The 17,333-nt window shown below is 53.0% G+C and carries 19 protein-coding genes and 1 tRNA gene; 10 read left to right on the top strand and 10 right to left on the bottom strand.

What is annotated here, in order from left to right:
- Window positions 1-3: 3 nt before the first annotated feature.
- From bamC to NL64_RS21425, 4 genes are all read left to right on the top strand, one after another.
- The gene (gene bamC, locus NL64_RS21440) at window positions 4-1,119 is read left to right on the top strand and encodes an outer membrane protein assembly factor BamC (RefSeq protein ID WP_034150054.1); all 1,116 of its coding nucleotides are present in this window, start codon (window positions 4-6) and stop codon (window positions 1,117-1,119) included.
- A 4-nt stretch (window positions 1,120-1,123) separates the two neighbouring features.
- Window positions 1,124-1,882, top strand: a complete 759-nt coding sequence (locus tag NL64_RS21435; protein ID WP_034150053.1) for an MBL fold metallo-hydrolase — start codon at window positions 1,124-1,126, stop codon at window positions 1,880-1,882.
- 28 nt (window positions 1,883-1,910) lie between these two features.
- Complete coding sequence (purC, locus tag NL64_RS21430) at window positions 1,911-2,624, top strand: phosphoribosylaminoimidazolesuccinocarboxamide synthase (RefSeq protein ID WP_034150052.1); 714 nt, start codon at window positions 1,911-1,913, stop codon at window positions 2,622-2,624.
- 83 nt (window positions 2,625-2,707) lie between these two features.
- A tRNA-Ser gene (locus NL64_RS21425) sits at window positions 2,708-2,797 on the top strand.
- 277 nt (window positions 2,798-3,074) lie between these two features.
- Here the strand turns inward: NL64_RS21425 and NL64_RS21420 are convergent.
- Window positions 3,075-3,797, bottom strand: coding sequence for a hypothetical protein (locus NL64_RS21420; RefSeq protein WP_034150051.1), 723 nt, complete (start codon window positions 3,795-3,797; stop codon window positions 3,075-3,077).
- A gap of 95 nt (window positions 3,798-3,892) precedes the next feature.
- Between NL64_RS21420 and NL64_RS21415 the strand changes: the two genes are divergently transcribed.
- Both NL64_RS21415 and NL64_RS21405 read left to right on the top strand, forming a co-directional pair.
- Window positions 3,893-4,996 (top strand): hypothetical protein, encoded by a 1,104-nt coding sequence (locus NL64_RS21415; protein WP_034150050.1) that lies wholly within the window; start codon window positions 3,893-3,895, stop codon window positions 4,994-4,996.
- Window positions 4,997-5,221: 225 nt separating this feature from the next.
- The gene (locus tag NL64_RS21405; protein WP_034150048.1) at window positions 5,222-6,154 is read left to right on the top strand and encodes a hypothetical protein; all 933 of its coding nucleotides are present in this window, start codon (window positions 5,222-5,224) and stop codon (window positions 6,152-6,154) included.
- 346 nt (window positions 6,155-6,500) lie between these two features.
- Here the strand turns inward: NL64_RS21405 and NL64_RS21400 are convergent, their stop codons facing one another.
- From NL64_RS21400 to NL64_RS21385, 4 genes are all read right to left on the bottom strand, one after another.
- Window positions 6,501-7,058, bottom strand: coding sequence for a recombinase family protein (locus NL64_RS21400; protein ID WP_034150047.1), 558 nt, complete (start codon window positions 7,056-7,058; stop codon window positions 6,501-6,503).
- A gap of 141 nt (window positions 7,059-7,199) precedes the next feature.
- Window positions 7,200-7,973: a hypothetical protein gene (locus NL64_RS21395; protein ID WP_034150046.1), complete on the bottom strand. Its 774-nt coding sequence runs from the start codon at window positions 7,971-7,973 to the stop codon at window positions 7,200-7,202.
- A 182-nt stretch (window positions 7,974-8,155) separates the two neighbouring features.
- Window positions 8,156-8,371, bottom strand: a complete 216-nt coding sequence (locus tag NL64_RS30670; protein ID WP_034150045.1) for a hypothetical protein — start codon at window positions 8,369-8,371, stop codon at window positions 8,156-8,158.
- Window positions 8,372-8,403: 32 nt separating this feature from the next.
- Window positions 8,404-8,625 carry a helix-turn-helix domain-containing protein gene (locus tag NL64_RS21385; protein ID WP_034150044.1) on the bottom strand — a complete coding sequence of 74 codons (222 nt, stop codon included), beginning with the start codon at window positions 8,623-8,625 and terminating at the stop codon, window positions 8,404-8,406.
- 112 nt (window positions 8,626-8,737) lie between these two features.
- Between NL64_RS21385 and NL64_RS21380 the strand changes: the two genes are divergently transcribed.
- Window positions 8,738-9,046: a hypothetical protein gene (locus tag NL64_RS21380; RefSeq protein ID WP_034150043.1), complete on the top strand. Its 309-nt coding sequence runs from the start codon at window positions 8,738-8,740 to the stop codon at window positions 9,044-9,046.
- A 74-nt stretch (window positions 9,047-9,120) separates the two neighbouring features.
- Here NL64_RS21380 and NL64_RS29205 read toward each other — a convergent pair whose 3' ends face one another.
- The 3 genes from NL64_RS29205 to NL64_RS21365 form a co-directional block, all read right to left on the bottom strand.
- The gene (locus NL64_RS29205; protein ID WP_155292773.1) at window positions 9,121-9,897 is read right to left on the bottom strand and encodes a hypothetical protein; all 777 of its coding nucleotides are present in this window, start codon (window positions 9,895-9,897) and stop codon (window positions 9,121-9,123) included.
- Between the two features lie 472 nt (window positions 9,898-10,369).
- Window positions 10,370-10,930, bottom strand: coding sequence for a DUF6945 domain-containing protein (locus NL64_RS29200; RefSeq protein ID WP_052321277.1), 561 nt, complete (start codon window positions 10,928-10,930; stop codon window positions 10,370-10,372).
- Between the two features lie 480 nt (window positions 10,931-11,410).
- Entirely contained in the window at window positions 11,411-12,880 is a 1,470-nt protein-coding gene (locus tag NL64_RS21365; RefSeq protein ID WP_034150042.1) for a tyrosine-type recombinase/integrase, read from the bottom strand.
- A gap of 445 nt (window positions 12,881-13,325) precedes the next feature.
- On the opposite strand from NL64_RS21365, the gene NL64_RS21360 reads away from it, so the two are divergent.
- The 3 genes from NL64_RS21360 (at window position 13,326) to NL64_RS21350 (ending at window position 14,982) form a co-directional block, all read left to right on the top strand.
- Window positions 13,326-13,517 carry a YegP family protein gene (locus NL64_RS21360; protein WP_034150041.1) on the top strand — a complete coding sequence of 64 codons (192 nt, stop codon included), beginning with the start codon at window positions 13,326-13,328 and terminating at the stop codon, window positions 13,515-13,517.
- A gap of 131 nt (window positions 13,518-13,648) precedes the next feature.
- Complete coding sequence (locus tag NL64_RS21355) at window positions 13,649-14,575, top strand: LysR substrate-binding domain-containing protein (protein WP_034150040.1); 927 nt, start codon at window positions 13,649-13,651, stop codon at window positions 14,573-14,575.
- Between the two features lie 41 nt (window positions 14,576-14,616).
- The gene (locus NL64_RS21350) at window positions 14,617-14,982 is read left to right on the top strand and encodes a 5-carboxymethyl-2-hydroxymuconate Delta-isomerase (RefSeq protein ID WP_034150039.1); all 366 of its coding nucleotides are present in this window, start codon (window positions 14,617-14,619) and stop codon (window positions 14,980-14,982) included.
- A gap of 3 nt (window positions 14,983-14,985) precedes the next feature.
- Here NL64_RS21350 and NL64_RS21345 read toward each other — a convergent pair whose 3' ends face one another.
- Window positions 14,986-15,912, bottom strand: a complete 927-nt coding sequence (locus NL64_RS21345) for a LysR family transcriptional regulator (protein ID WP_034150038.1) — start codon at window positions 15,910-15,912, stop codon at window positions 14,986-14,988.
- A gap of 167 nt (window positions 15,913-16,079) precedes the next feature.
- Window positions 16,080-17,261: a cyanate transporter gene (locus NL64_RS21340; RefSeq protein WP_034150037.1), complete on the bottom strand. Its 1,182-nt coding sequence runs from the start codon at window positions 17,259-17,261 to the stop codon at window positions 16,080-16,082.
- Between the last annotated feature and the right edge of the window lie 72 nt (window positions 17,262-17,333).

Genomic DNA, 17,333 nt, shown 5'->3' with positions numbered 1-17,333 from the left:
CGCATGAAGCGAATGGCCGGACTTTCCGCACTTGCCTTGATTATCTCCAGCACCAGTGGCTGCGGATGGATCTGGGGCCCGGAAGGTTATTTCCGTGACCGCGGTAGCGATTACCTGGAAGCGCAACAGACTGCACCGATGCAACTGCCACCGGATATCACCACTGCCAAGCGTCTGGATCCGCTGCTGCCGATTCCGCGCAACGTGGCTGATGACACCGCCAAGGGCGAATACGTCGTTCCGCGGCCGCTGCCGTTGACGGCTACCGCAGATGCGAGCCCATACACCCTGCAGAAAAGTGGCGATTCGCGCTCGATTCTGGCGCAGAACCCACCGGCCGAAGCCTGGCCAGTGGCCGTTCAGTTCTTCCAGGACAACGGCTTCCGTCTGGACGAGCAGCGCCCGCAAACCGGCGAGTTCACCACGACCTGGCAGCATTCCGACGAACTGTCCGCAGCGATGACCAAGCGCCTGAGCGCGGCCGGTGTCGCCTCTGACGGCGAAATCCGTGCTCGGGTACGTGTCGAGCCGGGCGTGCAGCGCAATACCAGTGAGATTTACGTGGTCACCGCCGAGCGTCCTGCCGGCAGCACCGCTGACGTCGCTTTCACCAATCGTTCGGTCAACACTGGCCTGGACGCTGCGCTGGTTGACGACATGCTCGCAAGCATGAGCCGCATCTCGGAGAAGGGCGGTTCGGTCTCCATGCTGGCTTCCCGTGATTTCGATACGCCAAACCGTGTCAGCCTGAGCGAAGACGGCAGCGGCAACCCTGTGCTGAACGTCGGTTCGGACCTGGATCGTGCCTGGTCGAGCGTCGGTCGTGCGCTGGAACAGGGCGAATGGCGCGTTGAAGATATCAACCGCAGCCTGGGCCTGTACTACATCAACCTGGCGGAAAAAGCCGAGAAGAAGGACGACAAGCCAGGTTTCTTCAGCAGCCTGTTTGGCAGTGCGCCGAACAAGGAAGAAGTTGAAGCCCGTGCCGAGCGTTATCAGGTCCGCCTGAGCAAGGTAGGCGAGAGCGTTCAGGTCACCGTCGAGAAAAACATCAACACCGTGGCGCCGGCTGACGTGGCGCGCAAAGTGTTGAGCGTGATTCAGGACAACCTGGGCTGATCACATGCGTTTTGCCGTTCTCGGCAGCGGTAGCCAAGGGAACGGCACGCTGATAGCCAGCGCTGATACGTATGTGCTGGTGGATTGTGGTTTCTCCCTGCGGGAAACCGAAAAACGCCTGCTGCGCCTGGGTGTAAACCCTGCGCAGTTGAGCGCGATACTCGTGACCCACGAACATGCCGACCACGTGCATGGCGTGGGTTTGCTGTCTCGGCGCTACAATCTGCCTGTCTACCTCAGTCGCGGCACCCTGCGCGGGATGCGCAAACCGATCGAACCCGCAGGCTTTCTGGCCGGCGGCGAGCAACTGCAAGTCGGCAACTTGAGCATCGGTGTCATTGCCGTGGCCCACGACGCACAGGAGCCGACGCAATATGTCTTCAGTGACGGTGAACGGCGTTTCGGCCTGTTGACCGACCTGGGTTCGTATTGCAACAAGGTGCTGGATGGCTATCGGGATCTCGATGCATTGATGATCGAAGCCAACCATTGCCGTGACATGCTGGCTCGCGGTCGCTACCCGTACTTCCTGAAGCAGCGGGTAGGCGGTGAACTGGGACATTTGAACAACCACCAGGCGGCATTCCTGGTGTCCGAGTTAGGCTGGCAAGGCCTGCAACATTTGGTCCTGGCCCATCTGAGCAGCAAGAACAACCTGCCGCAGCTGGCCCGGCAATGTTTTGTCGACACCCTCGGGTGCGACCCGGACTGGCTGCAACTGGCCGATCAAGATTCAGGGCTCGACTGGCGACACATCGCCTAGCCCATCTACTTAGCAAGCGGAGCCCATCATGGAAAAACGTGAAGAACTCTATCGCGGCAAAGCCAAGTCGGTTTACAAGACCGACGACGCTAACCGTTTGATCCTGCTGTTTCGCAACGACACCTCGGCGTTCGACGGCAAGCGCATCGAACAGCTCGATCGCAAAGGCATGGTGAACAACAAGTTCAACGCCTTCATCATGCAGAAACTCGAAGCGGCCGGCGTGCCGACCCAATTCGACAAGCTGCTGGGCGACAACGAGTGCCTGGTCAAGAAGCTGGACATGATCCCGGTTGAATGCGTCGTGCGTAACTACGCCGCCGGCAGCCTGGTCAAGCGTCTGGGTGTTGAAGAGGGCATGAAGCTCAACCCTTACACCTTCGAACTGTTCCTGAAGGACGACGCCAAGGGCGACCCGTTCATCAACGAATCCCACGTCGTGGCATTCGGTTGGGGCACCGCCGAGCAACTGGTTCGTATGAAAGAACTGTCGCTCAAGGTCAACGAAGTGCTGAGCAAACTGTTCGATGACGCCGGCCTGTTGCTGGTCGACTTCAAACTGGAATTCGGCGTGTTCCACGACGGCTCTATCGTCCTGGGCGACGAATTCAGCCCGGACGGCTGCCGTCTGTGGGACAAGGCCACCAAGAAGAAAATGGACAAGGACCGCTTCCGTCAGGGCCTCGGTGACGTCATCGAAGCCTACGAAGAAGTCGCGAATCGTCTGGGCGTACCGCTTTAATCGACGCAAGCATCTGAAAGCACGGAAAAATTTCGCTTAGGGGGTTCGCTTCCGGCAAAAGTGTTGTTATGATGCGCGCCGTTGGAGAGATGCCAGAGTGGCCGAATGGGACGGATTCGAAATCCGTTGTACCTTCACCGGTACCTAGGGTTCGAATCCCTATCTCTCCGCCATACAAATGAAAGCCCCGTAGATCAAGGTCTGCGGGGCTTTTTTGTTTTCCGATTGTACTACTCTGTTGTACTACTCAAGTCATGCTGTTTTGCGGTATTTAGACGCTCATTTCTTCGCATGTCTGTCAGCCAGTTGCTGGGCAACGTCTAACGCAAATTTCAGGACGTTTGCAGCCTCTGTGAAAGCTTCTGGATCATTCGTCCCGGCGCCAAAGCGAGCAGGAAACTGCCCGCATGGGTTATGCCTATGGCGACCACAGCAAGAAGTGAAACGCTGTTAAGCAGCAACCGTCAGGAAGTTAATTTCCACCCATTTCCAGAGGGCGATGGTCGTACTGATTGCACCCAGTACCAGCGGAGCAACATGGTCAGTGAACCAAGGCGTCACAAAGGCACCTTTGACAATGGCAAAGGATTTCGCCGTCCATGTCAGGACAGCACTAGGTTGGTACTCTCCGTAGCTTGCAGTGGCGCTGAAAGGAGTCCACTCCCCCTTTGAGGTGTACTTGTAATTTGCCCAAAGGTGCATTTTGGTGCGGCCTTCGCGGGTTATCTGATGTAACTCTGGCGCTTCATCCCCGTGGTATCGCTGATCCTCAGCAACAGAACTACGCCCCGTGGCGTGGCCACCGTACGATAATAATTTCATTTGCTCGCCCGGCTCATGCTTCGACTTGAACTGCTCGTCTGCACAACGTCTGAGCGCTGGCCGTTTGACCCTCACCGCCAACCACACCAGTGCAGCGTCGTAGAGATCGTGCATAGGCTCATCAAAGTACAAACCGAGATGGGGCATACGTTGCCAGCAGCGGAACCAGAGGTATGCGTTCAGAAACGCAAGCACCAACCAAATGCTTTCTTTGTGATGTTCCAGTGTCAGGCTCACACCAAGCAGATTGAACGATTTCAGCTCTGCCTTGAAAAACCACATCGCCAGCAGAAAGGCGGAATACGTCAACAGAAAACCACGCGCTTTCTTGAAATCCCCTTCATCATCCATCAGGCCAACTCCATCACTTGATGTAAAAATGCTATCACGCCTTCAGCGACAGTCGGTGCAACGTGGACATGTGAAAAATCAAGATATGCCACGACATGAACCTTTTCTGGAAAAAGGCACCGCTATACTCGTTAAATAACCGAAAAGCATGGGGGTGCTGGTCTGTGGCAAATTTAGGGAAGCTCTGGGCAGGAAGAGCCTTCGGGACGAATACCGGGAATCTGTCCATCACTTTCGAAAAGGATGGGGAGGAACTGGATGGCATTATCAGGTTCCATGACGATGAATATGGGTTGGTCACCTATAAAGTCAATGGCACATATGACGATGAAATAAAGCTGACAGGCAATGCGATAACACAAGCGGAGGGGGTTGAGTACGGCCAGCTTTTAGTGAAAGCGGCACTAACTCCCGAGGGCAGCATAAAAGGAGAATGGTCAACTTCGATAGGTTCAGGAGGGCCATTCACTGCCCACCCACACGGTGCGGGAGCTGCGAACACCGAAAAGACAGACCTTGAAATCGAACAGTTCTATACCCAGTCGTACACCCTAGGTGCGTTGAGGCTTGCAAAAGACGATGTGATGTCGCTTATGGAAGCAGTTAAGAAGGACTTTAATGCGGAAGCGAAACCGATTGTAACTTATCGATGCGGCGGAGCTGAGGTGACACAGCATGGTAAAGACTTCATTGCACAGATGGGTAAGCATAAAAACTTGACATACCTGAAAGTGTACTTGCAAGAGCCTGATGAGTTTGGTGTTAATAAGTTTGCGTTTGCTGAACTGGCGGAGCATGGTTTCAATAGAGTTGTTGTACAGGGTGTGCGAGAGATCTGGGTGGAAGGTAAAGCACAAATGATACGTAGCGAGTTGGCAAAAAATGAAAAAAGCCTTGCCACCAACTTCAAGCGGTTCGGGCTCAATCTAAATCAACTTGCACTGTTCATGATGATAGTAGCAATGACCTATGTGTCAGAGTTCTGGATGAAGATCTTGATTGGTATTTTGGTCTTCGGCTTGATCAAGCTTGTAGGCTGGCTACATATGGCATTCATTCCAAATGCATACATTCGTCTTGCTGATACTAAGGATACTTGGACGGCACGATGGGGGGCATCTATCTTGTCTTGGGTGTCGGCGCTAACGACCACCGTAATTGGTGGTTATATAATCTACATGTTGACGAAGACGACATGATGGCTGGAGATGCATATGAGCAGTGAAATTACTTGCAGTAAATGTGGCTCCATCTACAAGCTCACAGGAGAAAAATTCCCTGTGCGAGATCCGGGCTCAATAGATTGCAGCGTCTGCGGTGAAGAGTTGAAACGCTGGAGCGGGTCTACAGACTGGACTGCGAAACTCATTGAAAAGCAAGAGAAGCACTTGCAGAAGTAACCAAGACAGCAGGGAGAGCAAAGCGTGAAGGAAACAATTTACAGCTTCTACTTGATTGCAGACGCACAAGAAAGGGTAGGGTTTCTCGGACATATACGCTACGAAGTTGATGGCACGGATGAAGACAAACTTGCGTACCTGAAAACTTCGGTAGAGCGGGATTATCAAAAGGCAGCACTAACGAAAGCTCCAGTAGGTTTGACAATCGGTGCATATACTGCACGCTGTCGCTTGGGTACAGCGCTTGAACTATTCGAGCATGTATTTGAGTCGCACGAAACACGGACACCACTCTATGGAATCACAATAATTCTCGACGGAAAGCCCTCGATAAATTATGTCTCAGATCACGCTCCGCTAGATATGGATGACGTGAATCAGGAGATGGGAGAAAAAAGCGTCATGGATGATTGGCTGGCAAAATATACAAGAGACAATACATTTCACTATGCCGATCTTATTAACGACGATTTTTTGTTGGCCTACAAACTCCTTTTCAATAACAAGCACTATGCATCTGCTGCCAAGCTATTCATGTCCTGTATCGACAGCATTGCACATGTTGAATATGGTTACGACAAGAAACCATCAGAGCGTGCCGTGTTTAGCAGATGGCTTGACGCTTATGTTGACTTGAAGCCTATAGGCGTCACCGCTGACGAGCTTTGGGAGATGAGAAATGGAATGTTGCATATGTCGAATCTTGATTCAAACAAGGTATTAAAGAAAAAGGCTCGACGAATTTCAATATCGATAGGAAACGTACCAGAGGAAGCGCAAGGTGTAGGCGACACCTATTATTTCAATCTCCATCCATTCTATCTTGCTGTATGCGAAGGGATAGGCAAGTGGCTTCAAACATATGCGAATGACTACAATAAGTTTCTGATATTCATTGAGCGATGGGATAGAACGATATCTGATTCAAGGATGGCGCTCTACGATCCAAACAGATAGGGCGAGGGGCGTTTCTGGAAAATATCCAAGCACTCGCGAAAAATAATGATGCGCCTCGGTACTCGTTGGGATTTTCCGATTGAAAAATAATCTGTAAGTTTTGTCCGAGGTAGTAAACCCAGTGCGATGGTGGCAGGCTCACGATTAAGTGTCGGGATATGGGCGAATTACCCAGCCGCCCAAATTTTTATGGGCACTTTCAGCAAGAAGGGGTGGGGTCATTCTGGAAAAAGTAATCCAGTCGCACCACTAGAGGTGCTCAGCAAGAAACGACGGGCTTAAATAGAAAGCTGCGGAAAACCAAAATAACCCTGAGCCCCACAGAGGCTCTATGAGCGGTGTTGTATCAAACCTTGATGGCGACCTTCATTGCACGTTGAACAGACGACACGGATACACCAAGAGCTTTGGCAGCGTCCCTGTAACTCAGCTTGTCCACTGTGATTGCTTTGTGAATGTCGTCATTGGATACGGCCTTGGTGCGTCCCTTGTAAATCCCTTTGGCCTTAGCTTTGGCGATGCCTTCACGTTGGCGCTCTTTGATCATTGAGCGTTCGAATTCAGCTACAGCACCAATCATGGACAACATCAGGTGTTGGGTTGCGTCGTGCTTGTCGCCAGTGAAGAGCAGGTTCTCTTTGTGGAACTTCACAGCCACACCTTTGGCGTTGATCTGTTCTACCAGCTTCAGCAAGTCTTGAAGGCTGCGAGCGAGGCGGTCAATCGAATGCACATGGACAACATCACCTTCACGCACATACCCAATCATATCTTGAAGGGCTGGACGTTCTGTTGTGGCGCCGCTCACCTTGTCCGTGAATGTCTTGGTGAATGTCAGTCCGTCCAACTGGCGGTCAACATTCTGGTCAACGGATGAAACTCGAATGTACGCAACGTCAACCATCTTGTGGGCTCCTGTGTGCATAGGGTCTAGAGGCTTTCAGAATGCCTGTGTATCAGACTGAAAGCAACCCTATGAATACACCTAATCCGTATTCACCGACGACCGGTCATGGGGTGTACCCATTTGAATACAGCCTAATGCTTAGCTCTTCTCGTCAGGCAGAACAATGGCTCGCGATGAGATGCTCCCTGCCTCAATCTCTTCTCTAGGCACGGTGAACGGACCTATTTTCGCTTCCAAAAAGTCATGCCAGCTACGCCCCAACTCGGTTATGAACCCAGAAAGTGAATCTGGAGCTCGGTCGCTGTACGTCGCCATCCAGAGCAGTCGCGGCACATCACTCCCATCGACCTCCACGTAACGATTCACGGTGACATAAAGAAAGCAGTCAATTGAAGAGTAAGAGTTGGTCAGGATGCTACACGCTAGGGCATGAACGAAATGTGGCTCAAGTGCAGTGAACCCATCATTTACAAACACCAACACACCTGTTGGATCAACGATCTTGAAATGTTCCTTCGTTGCTTTGATCTGATTGTTGGCCTTCTTGATAATTCGCGAGACTGGAGGTCGGAAGAGGCGGATTACCTCACTAGAGAACCACTTTGGATACTCGCCCGTGCCCCCCAAAAGCTGAGGGCGCCAATCAGGGTCCTCGTCCATTAATCGCTGCAATAGCGACAAGTATCCTTTCACGAAGGCATCCGACTTCTCGAACTCTGTCTTGATCTCCTTGAGCTCTGCCACCACCGGAACAGTGGAAAAGAGAAAATCCGCATTCTCAAATGTTCTGGGGTGGGGCACGAGGTCTTCAATAACGTGGCCGCCAACTGACCGTACAAACTCTTGCCAAGTGGCTTCGACATCGACGGGATCGTGAGGGCCGATATCCCAAAAGCCGGGGATCATAGTCATTTCTGTTTAACGTCCTCTGTCATCAAATGTTTATTCAGAACAGGTCACCGATTGATCCCAGCCTTGTCGAACAGCTTGGAAAGGTCATGTGGTTTCTGTTTTTCGATTGCCCATGACATTCATGATCGTAGGAAAGACTTTGTTCGCCATCTCTCCCAGGTCTTCGATTCTCTTGGTCGTGATTATTGGCGGAGCTTAAGAATTCCAGAGCAGATGGCAGAAGCGTTCGCATCGAGAGTCCGCAATGCGGTGACGGCGTTCTCATGGGCTTCGCTTGTACCACTGGCTTTAGCCCACAAGGCAACTTCTTCAATTGCTGCAGCCAAGGCGTGCTGGTTGTGTAGTAAGAGGGTTAGCACGTCCGCTGTGGCTACATGGGCTTCTGTGTTATCTGGCACGGCTCATTCCTTGAGTTTGTGTTTGGAGGTCGTCAGAGCCCTTGTAGCAGCTCTGACAAGGTCAATCCCAGTCCATCAGCAAGCACCTTGGCCGCGTCTAGGCTGGGGTTGGCTGTGCCCGTCTCAATTCGTGACATGTACGTTCGAACGAACCCACACCGATCAGCGAAAGCCTCCTGACTGAAGCCCTGACTGGTGCGTAGCTCTCGAATTCGTTGGCCGAAGCCCTTTCTCAGATTCTGATTTGGTTGCATCTACAAATGATGGTCGGATGTATTCCAATCGTGAACACACCATCTGATGACACACCAACTGATACATTGGTATCCTCGTTGCTCACCCAGCTCGCACCTGACAGGGATGCCCATGAACGAAAAACTGTTTGTACTGACCAGCCAGAAGAAGAACACGAACCACGTCTTGCACGTGATCATGACCGTCCTGACTGGAGGTCTTTGGTTGGTCGTGTGGGGGCTGACCATGCGAAGCAATGACAGCCACAACAAGAATCTGGACAAGCAGATCAATCAGATCATGCACTACAAGTCTCAAGGCTTGAGCGACACTGACACCTACAAACAGATCAAGGTGGACAAGGCCAACTCTGACGTAATCCAAGGTCGAGTGATTTTTGTCGTTCTGGTTGTCGTGTTCCTCTACTTCTACCTGCGGTAGCCAGGGCGCTCACTGGGCTGCAAATTGCGTAGACAGGAGACAGCAGTTAACGCTGCTGCCTCCTTCTTCAATAGTTAGTGCTGGTACTTGAATGTCGGAACACCTTGGTCAGCGTTTGATCGAAGCATGTCGGCATACCTGATCAATGCACGTACAACACGCAAGTCCGGCGCCACTTCTTGCAAGTAATTATGAAGATGATCATCGACAGTATCAGCTTTCATCCTTTGCCAATCACAGTGCGCCTCAAGGGCATCCTTTCTGCTCTCGTAATCGGTGAGAACTCCTTTGTGCATAATGCTGGCGTACCACAGGCCGGCAAACGCTTTAACGCCGGGGAAACCCGATTTCGGCATTTTCCTCCTCCACCTCACAGTCTGATTGATATACGCCGGGACAAAGACGCATGTGTCAGGACTGTAAAGTCTGTTACCCGGTTGCAGGATATCCTTGTCCAGTTGGTAGCCTGCAATGTGGTTGACATCAAACCACCTCTTGAAATCCGAGTATAGGTGCCAACAAAGGTCAACAGAGCAGCCATCATACGTTGGGTATGGGTTAGTGGGGTCTTTGGGGTACACCCGCTTCATCATCGCAAGCCAAGAAGTGTGAGCGGCATCCTCAGAACCCTCTGGAGAATCATCAATGCCTACACCGTAATCCAAGGCAGTGTCTGGTATTGCCGACATTGGTAATGCTGGCGCTATGGGTTCTGGTGTTGGCACTGTTGGTGATGGCGCTCGTTTCAAGAAGCTCGGTATTTTGAGCGGAGCATATGGTGTTACTGCGGTTCGGGAGCCTCTGCCAAATTGAGAAAGGGTTTCAACTCCGTCAGTGTCGATGTAGGTCATGCTAAAATCTCCTTGTGTGTTGGTTAGGAATTTTCCTCAGTAGGTGGTGCCATTGGCGGTTGTTCCAGTTGTCACATTGTTAAAGTTTGAACGTTATGCACAGCCCAAAAGCTTTAGCACTGGATGTTACACAGCGGTAGCTGTAGGCCTGACTTGCCCTTACATGGAGCCACAATTACTTTGGTGACTTTACCTTCATAATTTTCAATAAGTACTATGGAAGAGAAGCTACTAGGTAAGTGCGGGTCAGCTTCAGCTTTCGGCTTACGCCTCCCGCTGTGCTGTGCTAACCTTTTTCTTGGTATATCTATCTTTATAAATTATTCTTGTTATATCTTTCTTATTCTATCTATCTTAATAGTGGTGCAATTTGAGCTATGCCGGCAGCTCAATTTGATCTATGCGGTGGTTCAATTTGAGCTATCTGGGGAAGTTCAATTTGAGCTTTGCGGTAGCTCATTCTGAGCTGTTGCTATCCCCAATTCGGAGGATCACTGTCGTTCGATGGGGGGCGGTATGCCAACCCGATAACAGGTGGTGCTTCTGGACTCGTGATTGTGGCTACTGTCGATGTTGGCGCGATTGCTACCACGATTGGAGCTGCTTCCGGTGTCGCGTCTGGCGCCGTCGGCGTAGCGCCCCCTGCCATTGCAGCCTTGCTCTCCGTGCGAACAATTCCAACAAGGTCTTGGACGACGGTGTAGCTATTAGAGAATGCGCATCCCCAAACCTTTTTCTTCGATGCCTTGAGATATCCGTGCTTTGTCAGGTCGGCAAGGAATCGCTTCACGGTGCTAATGTTGCTGCCAGTAGCTGCGGCAATCGCTTCCTGATTATCAAACCACCCGTTGCCCAAGCTGGCGAAGAAGTCGAAGCGATCCTTGATGTGAAGCCAAAGAATCTTGTTCGATGGGGTGAATTGGATTTCCTCACCAGTGGTCAGGCTGATCCAGTGCGTAGCAGCCATCAAAGCTTTGGGGAATTTGACGAAGGCGTCTTGATGCTTGTCTTGCGTTTTGTGTCTGTGCTGCATTCTTTCATCTCCTGTTCAGTTCAATTTCATAGGCATTCCTCTCGGGTATTGCCGGTTGTTTTGGTAAATGACGCCCACAAAAAAGCCTCTTCTAAATCACTGCAATAACAGTGGTCGTGAGAGGCTATTCGAGATGTCGGTCTGTCCGTCGAGACAGGCGAGTATAATGCACTTTTATACTGCTCTTGTCAACCCAGCTGTTGACGTGGCATGAAACAGTTGATCTAGAAATGGTTGTCTGGGTGCTTCTGTGCGCTCCACCTTTTCTGCGAGAGCAACGCTGTAAAAACTGGTTTCCGGCGGGAGAGAAAGCGTTCTGCTTAGTCCAGACTGCCACGAAGCCCGTAAACATAGGGAATAACGGGAGCTGGTGAATGGAGCTAGATGAAATGGGTGCAGGTTCACTGGGGCTTATCGAGAGTTTTCGATGGTTTCTGTAACTGTAACGCGGCCTCGAAACCCAAGCGATTGATGCTTGGCTTAAGGGAGCATGGGGAGCATGGGGAGCATGGATATCGCTTCCAGCTTCTGTGCTGCACTTGCACCCTGACTGTACACATCGAATGTCACTGTTCCAGTTTCGTGACCCATCAGTTCAGCAATCAGTGGCCCTTGTACGCCAGCCCTGTACAGTTGAGTGATAACCGTCTTGCGGATCGAATGGAACACGTGTTGGGCGCCGTAGCCATGCGCTTCTTTGAGTCTGCCAAATGCCTTTGAGAGCGCGTCAGACCGTATGCCGTACTTGTTCTTGCTGACAGATGGGATCAGGTAGCCATCCTTGGAGTCGTTCTTCAGGCGCTCGACAATTCGGGTTAGGGCAGGGTGTACAGGCACGACCCGGATACCCGCTGCGGTTTTCGAATCAACAATATCGAAGCTTTCAATGCCGTCCGGCTTAATCACGTGCTCGACTCTCAATTGGCAAAGCTCTTCGATGCGAGCGCCTGTATAAGCTCCCAAGAGGATCAAGTCAGCTAGCGTCGTGTGGTCAGCAGCTAAGGCAGCAGCGTGAAGCTCCGTAATATCTTTCGGCTGGAAGTCCTTTCGCTGACGGTCTGCACGTTCCTTACCACGGGTTTGCGGCAACTCGTGGTGCTCAAACGGGTTGGCCTTGTCCTTGAAGTCTTCACGCCAACGAATGTCGTGCTTCATCGCCCACTTCCAGAAGACGTTACCTGCCAGCAAGTATTGGGTGAGGGTCTTGCTTGCCAGCTTGAGGGAGTCAAGCCACGCTGACACGGTATCGAAGTCGAGCGGCTTACCTTCTTTGGCTAAGTAGGCTGACAGCTTTTCTAGCTTCGACTGCTGCTGATCCATCGTCTTGGTTGCGACATTTCGCGTTTCACGATACTGGCGGAACGTGGCGATACGCTGCTTCGTGATCGGTGAGGTTGGTTTGTAACTGGAAGGGTTGCCGGTCAAGGCACCCAGTTCTGTCTGTTGTGTTGCGGTTAACTGGTAGTTTTTTGCGAGCTGGGCAGGAACCAACCGTTTGAACAGGTTGGCAAGGTTGTCCTCAAATCGGATTTGGCCCGCCAGACCATTTTTCATTTTGTCGGTAACCAATTTGGTGGCGAGCGCGACCATCTTGGGATCAGCCTTCATTTTCTCCAGCATTTCAGGGTCAGCCTGTGGAAGGTCCGGCACTGTCTCCCCAATCAGTTTGCGTTTCTGTTCAAGTGCAATCTGATCAAATTGCTCCAATTGGGAAATGACACCTGCTTGCCAGTCTTCTGGTAGTGCTCGTTTCTCTCGCGCTGCTCCAATCGTTGCTTTCCAGCCAGCCAAAATGCTCAGGCGTCGAGTCATGGCTTCAGACCGTAACCCAGTCTTCAATGACTGAATCAGAACGGATTTCCCGCCCAAAGCTTTTCGCACATCAACAGGCACTGCCAGTCGCACATACCATGTGGATTCGCCAGCTTTCTGAATCAGGTTATCTGCCATTGGAGCGCCGTGAAGTGGGGAGTGGTACAGCGGATTGTACTACTCATTTGTACTACTACGCACGCTGAACGCCCATGAATACTGGCCTTGTTGGTCGAAACTCTTCGTTATGGTGAGTCCCTATCTCTCCGCCATTACATAGAAAAAGCCCCGTAGCTGAATAAGCTGCGGGGCTTTTTTGTTTGTTCGGGTTTTACCAGTGGGTGGGTGTGCGTCAGATATAGCCGCGACCCGCGGTGCGAAAAGTTTGTCTGTTCATGGGAAAAGTTACTCCTCCCAGTCGCTCAATTTACCTCACCCCGAATTCATTGCTCCGCCCGCGATTCAAGGCCTTTTCCCTGAAATATTCCCTGACACTCGATTACATCTCCCCGAAAAAACCTCATCTACTCTGGCTATCGCAGGTCACTGATCTGCCGTATTCAGCCATCGCAAGGAGCGAGCAATGTATTTTGAGATTTACAGGCAAACCCGTGGCACCGTTCTGACCGGCAAAGGCCAATGGAGATGGCGTTTGCGGGCGGGAAATCATGAAACGGTTGCCAGCGGAGAGGCATACGTCAACAAGTCTGACTGCGTGCATGCCATCAGCCTGATCAAGGGGACGTGCGATCAGACCCCGGTCAAGGAGATCTAGGCTTCGGGTCAGCAGCTTTGTTCCAATCGGACGATTAATGCAGAGTGTTGCGGCTATTCGCTCGGGTTGCATAGACGCCGATTGGGACACCTCCCTAAACTGTCAGAAGGATTGGGGACTGGGGGCGGTGGATGAATCGCAACGAACTACGCAAGGCTGACATCAACCTGATGGTGGTGTTTGAAACGCTGATGCTGGAGCGCAATGTCACCAAGGTGGCAAAGAAGTTGTTTCTCGGTCAGCCGACCATCAGTTCGGCGCTCAACCGTTTGCGCACGATGTTTGATGATCCGCTGTTCATTCGCGTCGGTCATCGCATGGAACCGACTGCAAGGGCCGAAGAGATCTTTCGCTACCTGTCACCGGCACTGGATTCGTTGTCGGTGGCATTGAGCCTGACCCACGATTTCGACCCAAGCAACAGCACCATGACCTTCCGTATCGGTATGTCGGACGATGTCGAATATGGGTTGTTGCCCCCGCTGTTGCGCGCGTTGCGCGAGGAAGCGCCGAAAGTAGTGTTCGTGGTGCAGAACGTCGATTACTGGCGGATTCCCGATTTGCTGGCGTCTGGCGACATAACGGTCGGCATCAGTCAGACTCGCGGTCTGCCGGCCAATGCCAAGCGCAAGTTGCTGCGGCACATCTACCCCAGTGTGTTGCGAGCCGATGCTTCCGATACGCCGTTGACGGTCGATGAATATTGCTCGCGCCCGCATGTGCTGGTGTCGCACATCGCCAACGTCAGTGGTTTTGCTGATGAGTGGCTGGCGCAAATCGGTCGTTCGCGGCAGGTGGTGCTCTCGGTGCCGCAGTACAGTTCGCTGCCGGCATTGCTGGCCGGGACCGATCTGATTGCCAGCCTGCCGGATTACACCGCCCAGGCGATGGCAGCATCGGGTCAGCTGTTCATGGAGCCGTTTCCGTTCAAGACCCAGACACTGGAACTGTCGATGGTGTGGCTCAGCCACGCCGACAGCGACCCCGCCGAACGCTGGTTGCGTTCACGAATTGAAACGTTCATGGGAGAGCGCAATCTGTTGTCTCTGCCCCAATAATGTATGTACGAATTTTTCCGCCGACCTACAGGAGTTACGCCATGCCTCACCTGCATTTGGAATACACCGTCAACCTGCCTGATCTGAATGCCGATGTGGCGTTGCTGCGACTCAATAATGCGCTGGTGGGCTCCGGCCAGTTCGGTGCTGAATCCGACATCAAGAGTCGTGCGGTGAAGGTCGAAACGTTCAAGGTCGGTACCGCTTTGGTGGAGCGGGGGTTTGTGCATGTGAAGCTGGCAGTGTTGAGCGGGCGCTCGTCGCAGATCAAAAAGCAGCTGTCGGAAAGCCTGCTGGCGGTGGTGCAGGATCTCTGTGCATGGCCGGCAGGCGTTGAAGTCCAGTTGTGTGTGGAGATCCTCGACATTGATCGAGAGTCTTACGCCAAGACCGCCATCGGCGTCTGAGTTTCAGATTTCCGGCTCGGCGCAGGCTTTGAGTACTTGTTCGCGCAACCAGGTGTTGGCGCTGTCCTGATCTTGGCTCCATTGCATGTCGAGGGTGAATCCCGGCAGGCCTTTGGGCGCTTCGCGGTGATCGAAGACTGCCTCATTGGCCAGCAATCGCTGGATGCGCCGGGGCAGGGTGAGGGCGAAGTCGGTGCCGGTGATCAATTTGAGTGCCGCACTGTAGCTGTTGGCTCGCGCGACGATCTGCCGTTGCCGGGCTTGTTGCGCCAACCAGCCGTCGACCATGTTGGTGTTGGATGTCCAGGGCGTCGGGAACACATGCCGGCGCTCGGTAAAGGTTTGCAGGCTCAAGCGCGGTTCTCGCGGTGTGGCGCGTTTGTCAAAGACGCAGACCAGATCATCTTCAAGTAGTATTCGCGAGTTGAAGTCGCCATGGCTGCGATGAAAGTTGGGACCGAAGCCGATCACGAGGTCGAAGCTGCCATCACGTAGTGCTTCAGCCGGGATGTCGGTTTCCAGCTTGTGCACATTGATCATCACCGGCAGGTCGGCTAACGCGAAGTTCTTCAAAATTCGCGGCAGGACTAACTGCTCGAAGTATTCCGGTGCGCAAATGTTGAATTTTGCCGGCTGTAAGGTCGGATCGAACGCGGGTGTGCCGGCGTGGCACAGGTTGATGCTTTCGAGAATCTTCAGCACATGAGGGTACATGCTGCCGGCCTTGTAAGTGGGGCGCATTCCGGTGCGGGTGTTGATGAAAAGTTCGTCTTCGAAGCCGCTGCGCAGTTTTTTCAGGCAGTAGCTTACGGTGGACTGGCTGACGCACAGCGTCTCTGAGACCCCGGTGACACTGTTTTGCTCATACACGGCTACGAACACCATGAGGTCCTGCATATCCAGTTTTCTTAGCGTGTTGCTGTTCAGCATCCATTCCGTCTCGCGGTGCCCGTTGCGCTGACCGTGCGCAATCTTGTGCGAATGATCCTAGTCGAATGCAGGGACGAGGTGAACATAGCGTGTAATTCAGCGTCGTTCCGAGCATGAGCCAAAAGGATATCAACAACGCAACGTGCCGACTCCGACAGGGCTCCGGATCAGTGAATGTGCCGGGCGTAGTGCCGAGGATTGAAACGCAACGCTATGAGCAGCATCAGGACCATCACGCCGGTGAGTGACCACCAGGCCCATTCGAAGCTGCCGAGTTGGTCGCGGATCATCCCGGCGATCAACGGCGAGAGACCGGCGATCATGTAACCGATGCCCTGGACGAAGGCGGTCAGGCCACCGGCGCGGTGGGGATCATCCACGTGATCCAGCGACACGATCAGACTCATTGGAAACAGGCCGCCAATTCCCAGGCCCAACAGGCTCGGCCAGAGCAGACTCAGATGTTGCGGAGTGAGCGTCAACCCGCAGAAGCCGGCGATGATCAGCGCCAGCAATACCACCAACACCAGGCGTCGGTCTCGGCTGCGGTTGGCGATGGCGGGAGTTACCAGTCCTGACAATACTTCCATGGCCGTCAAGAAACCCAGCAGCAAACCGGCGTGTTGTTCGCTCCAGCCTTTTTCCACGTAATACGGTGCCAGCCAGGCCAGCACACAGGTGTAGGAAGCCGTGCCCAGACCAAAGAAGAGAGCGAGCAACCAGGCCCGGGAGTTGGCGAAGAAGAATGGGGTGCTGGAAGACTTCGGGCCCTGCGGCGTCACTGCGCGATGGGTGCACCAGAACAGCAATGCCAAAACCGCAAGCATTGCCCAGATTGCCAGCCCCACGCGCCAGCTGCCGGTGCGGGCCATCACTAACGGTGCGAATGAGGCGGCGATGGCTGCGCCGCCCATGATCGATGTAACGTAGAGTCCCATGCACAGGGCAACATTGTCGCTGAAGCGGGATTTAATCAGCACAGGCGTCAACGCCTGGATCAGCGCGATACCGATACCAGCGAGTACGGCGCTGAGGATCAGTTCGGCCGCCGAATCAACAAACAGTCGCGATACTGTGGCGATACCGATGATCAACAGAGAAAGCATGACGGTGCGTTGTGAGCCGAGGCGCTGACTGATTGCAAGCCCGAAGAACATCGCCAGCCCCATGGCCATTATCGGCAGCATGGTCAGCAATGAGGCCAGGCTAAAGCTCAGCGGGATGTCGCCACGAATCGCGGACAGCAAAGGTCCGACCGCAGCCATGGAGGGGCGCAAGTTCAAAGCAACGAGAACGATGCTAAGCATGAGCCAGAGGGCAGGGCGGGAGGTTGCGCGAATGTTTTCCATTTACGGTCCTTGAAAAGTAGGGTGCCGATTAGGCGCCCCGGGGTTGGAGGCGGCAAATCAGAAAATCTGTGG

Origin of the sequence: Pseudomonas fluorescens (assembly GCF_000802965.1) — a bacterium.
Taxonomy (GTDB): Bacteria; Pseudomonadota; Gammaproteobacteria; order Pseudomonadales; family Pseudomonadaceae; genus Aquipseudomonas; species Aquipseudomonas fluorescens_A.
Note: the sequence above shows the minus strand (reverse complement) of the source record. Positions and strands in the feature narration are given on the sequence as shown.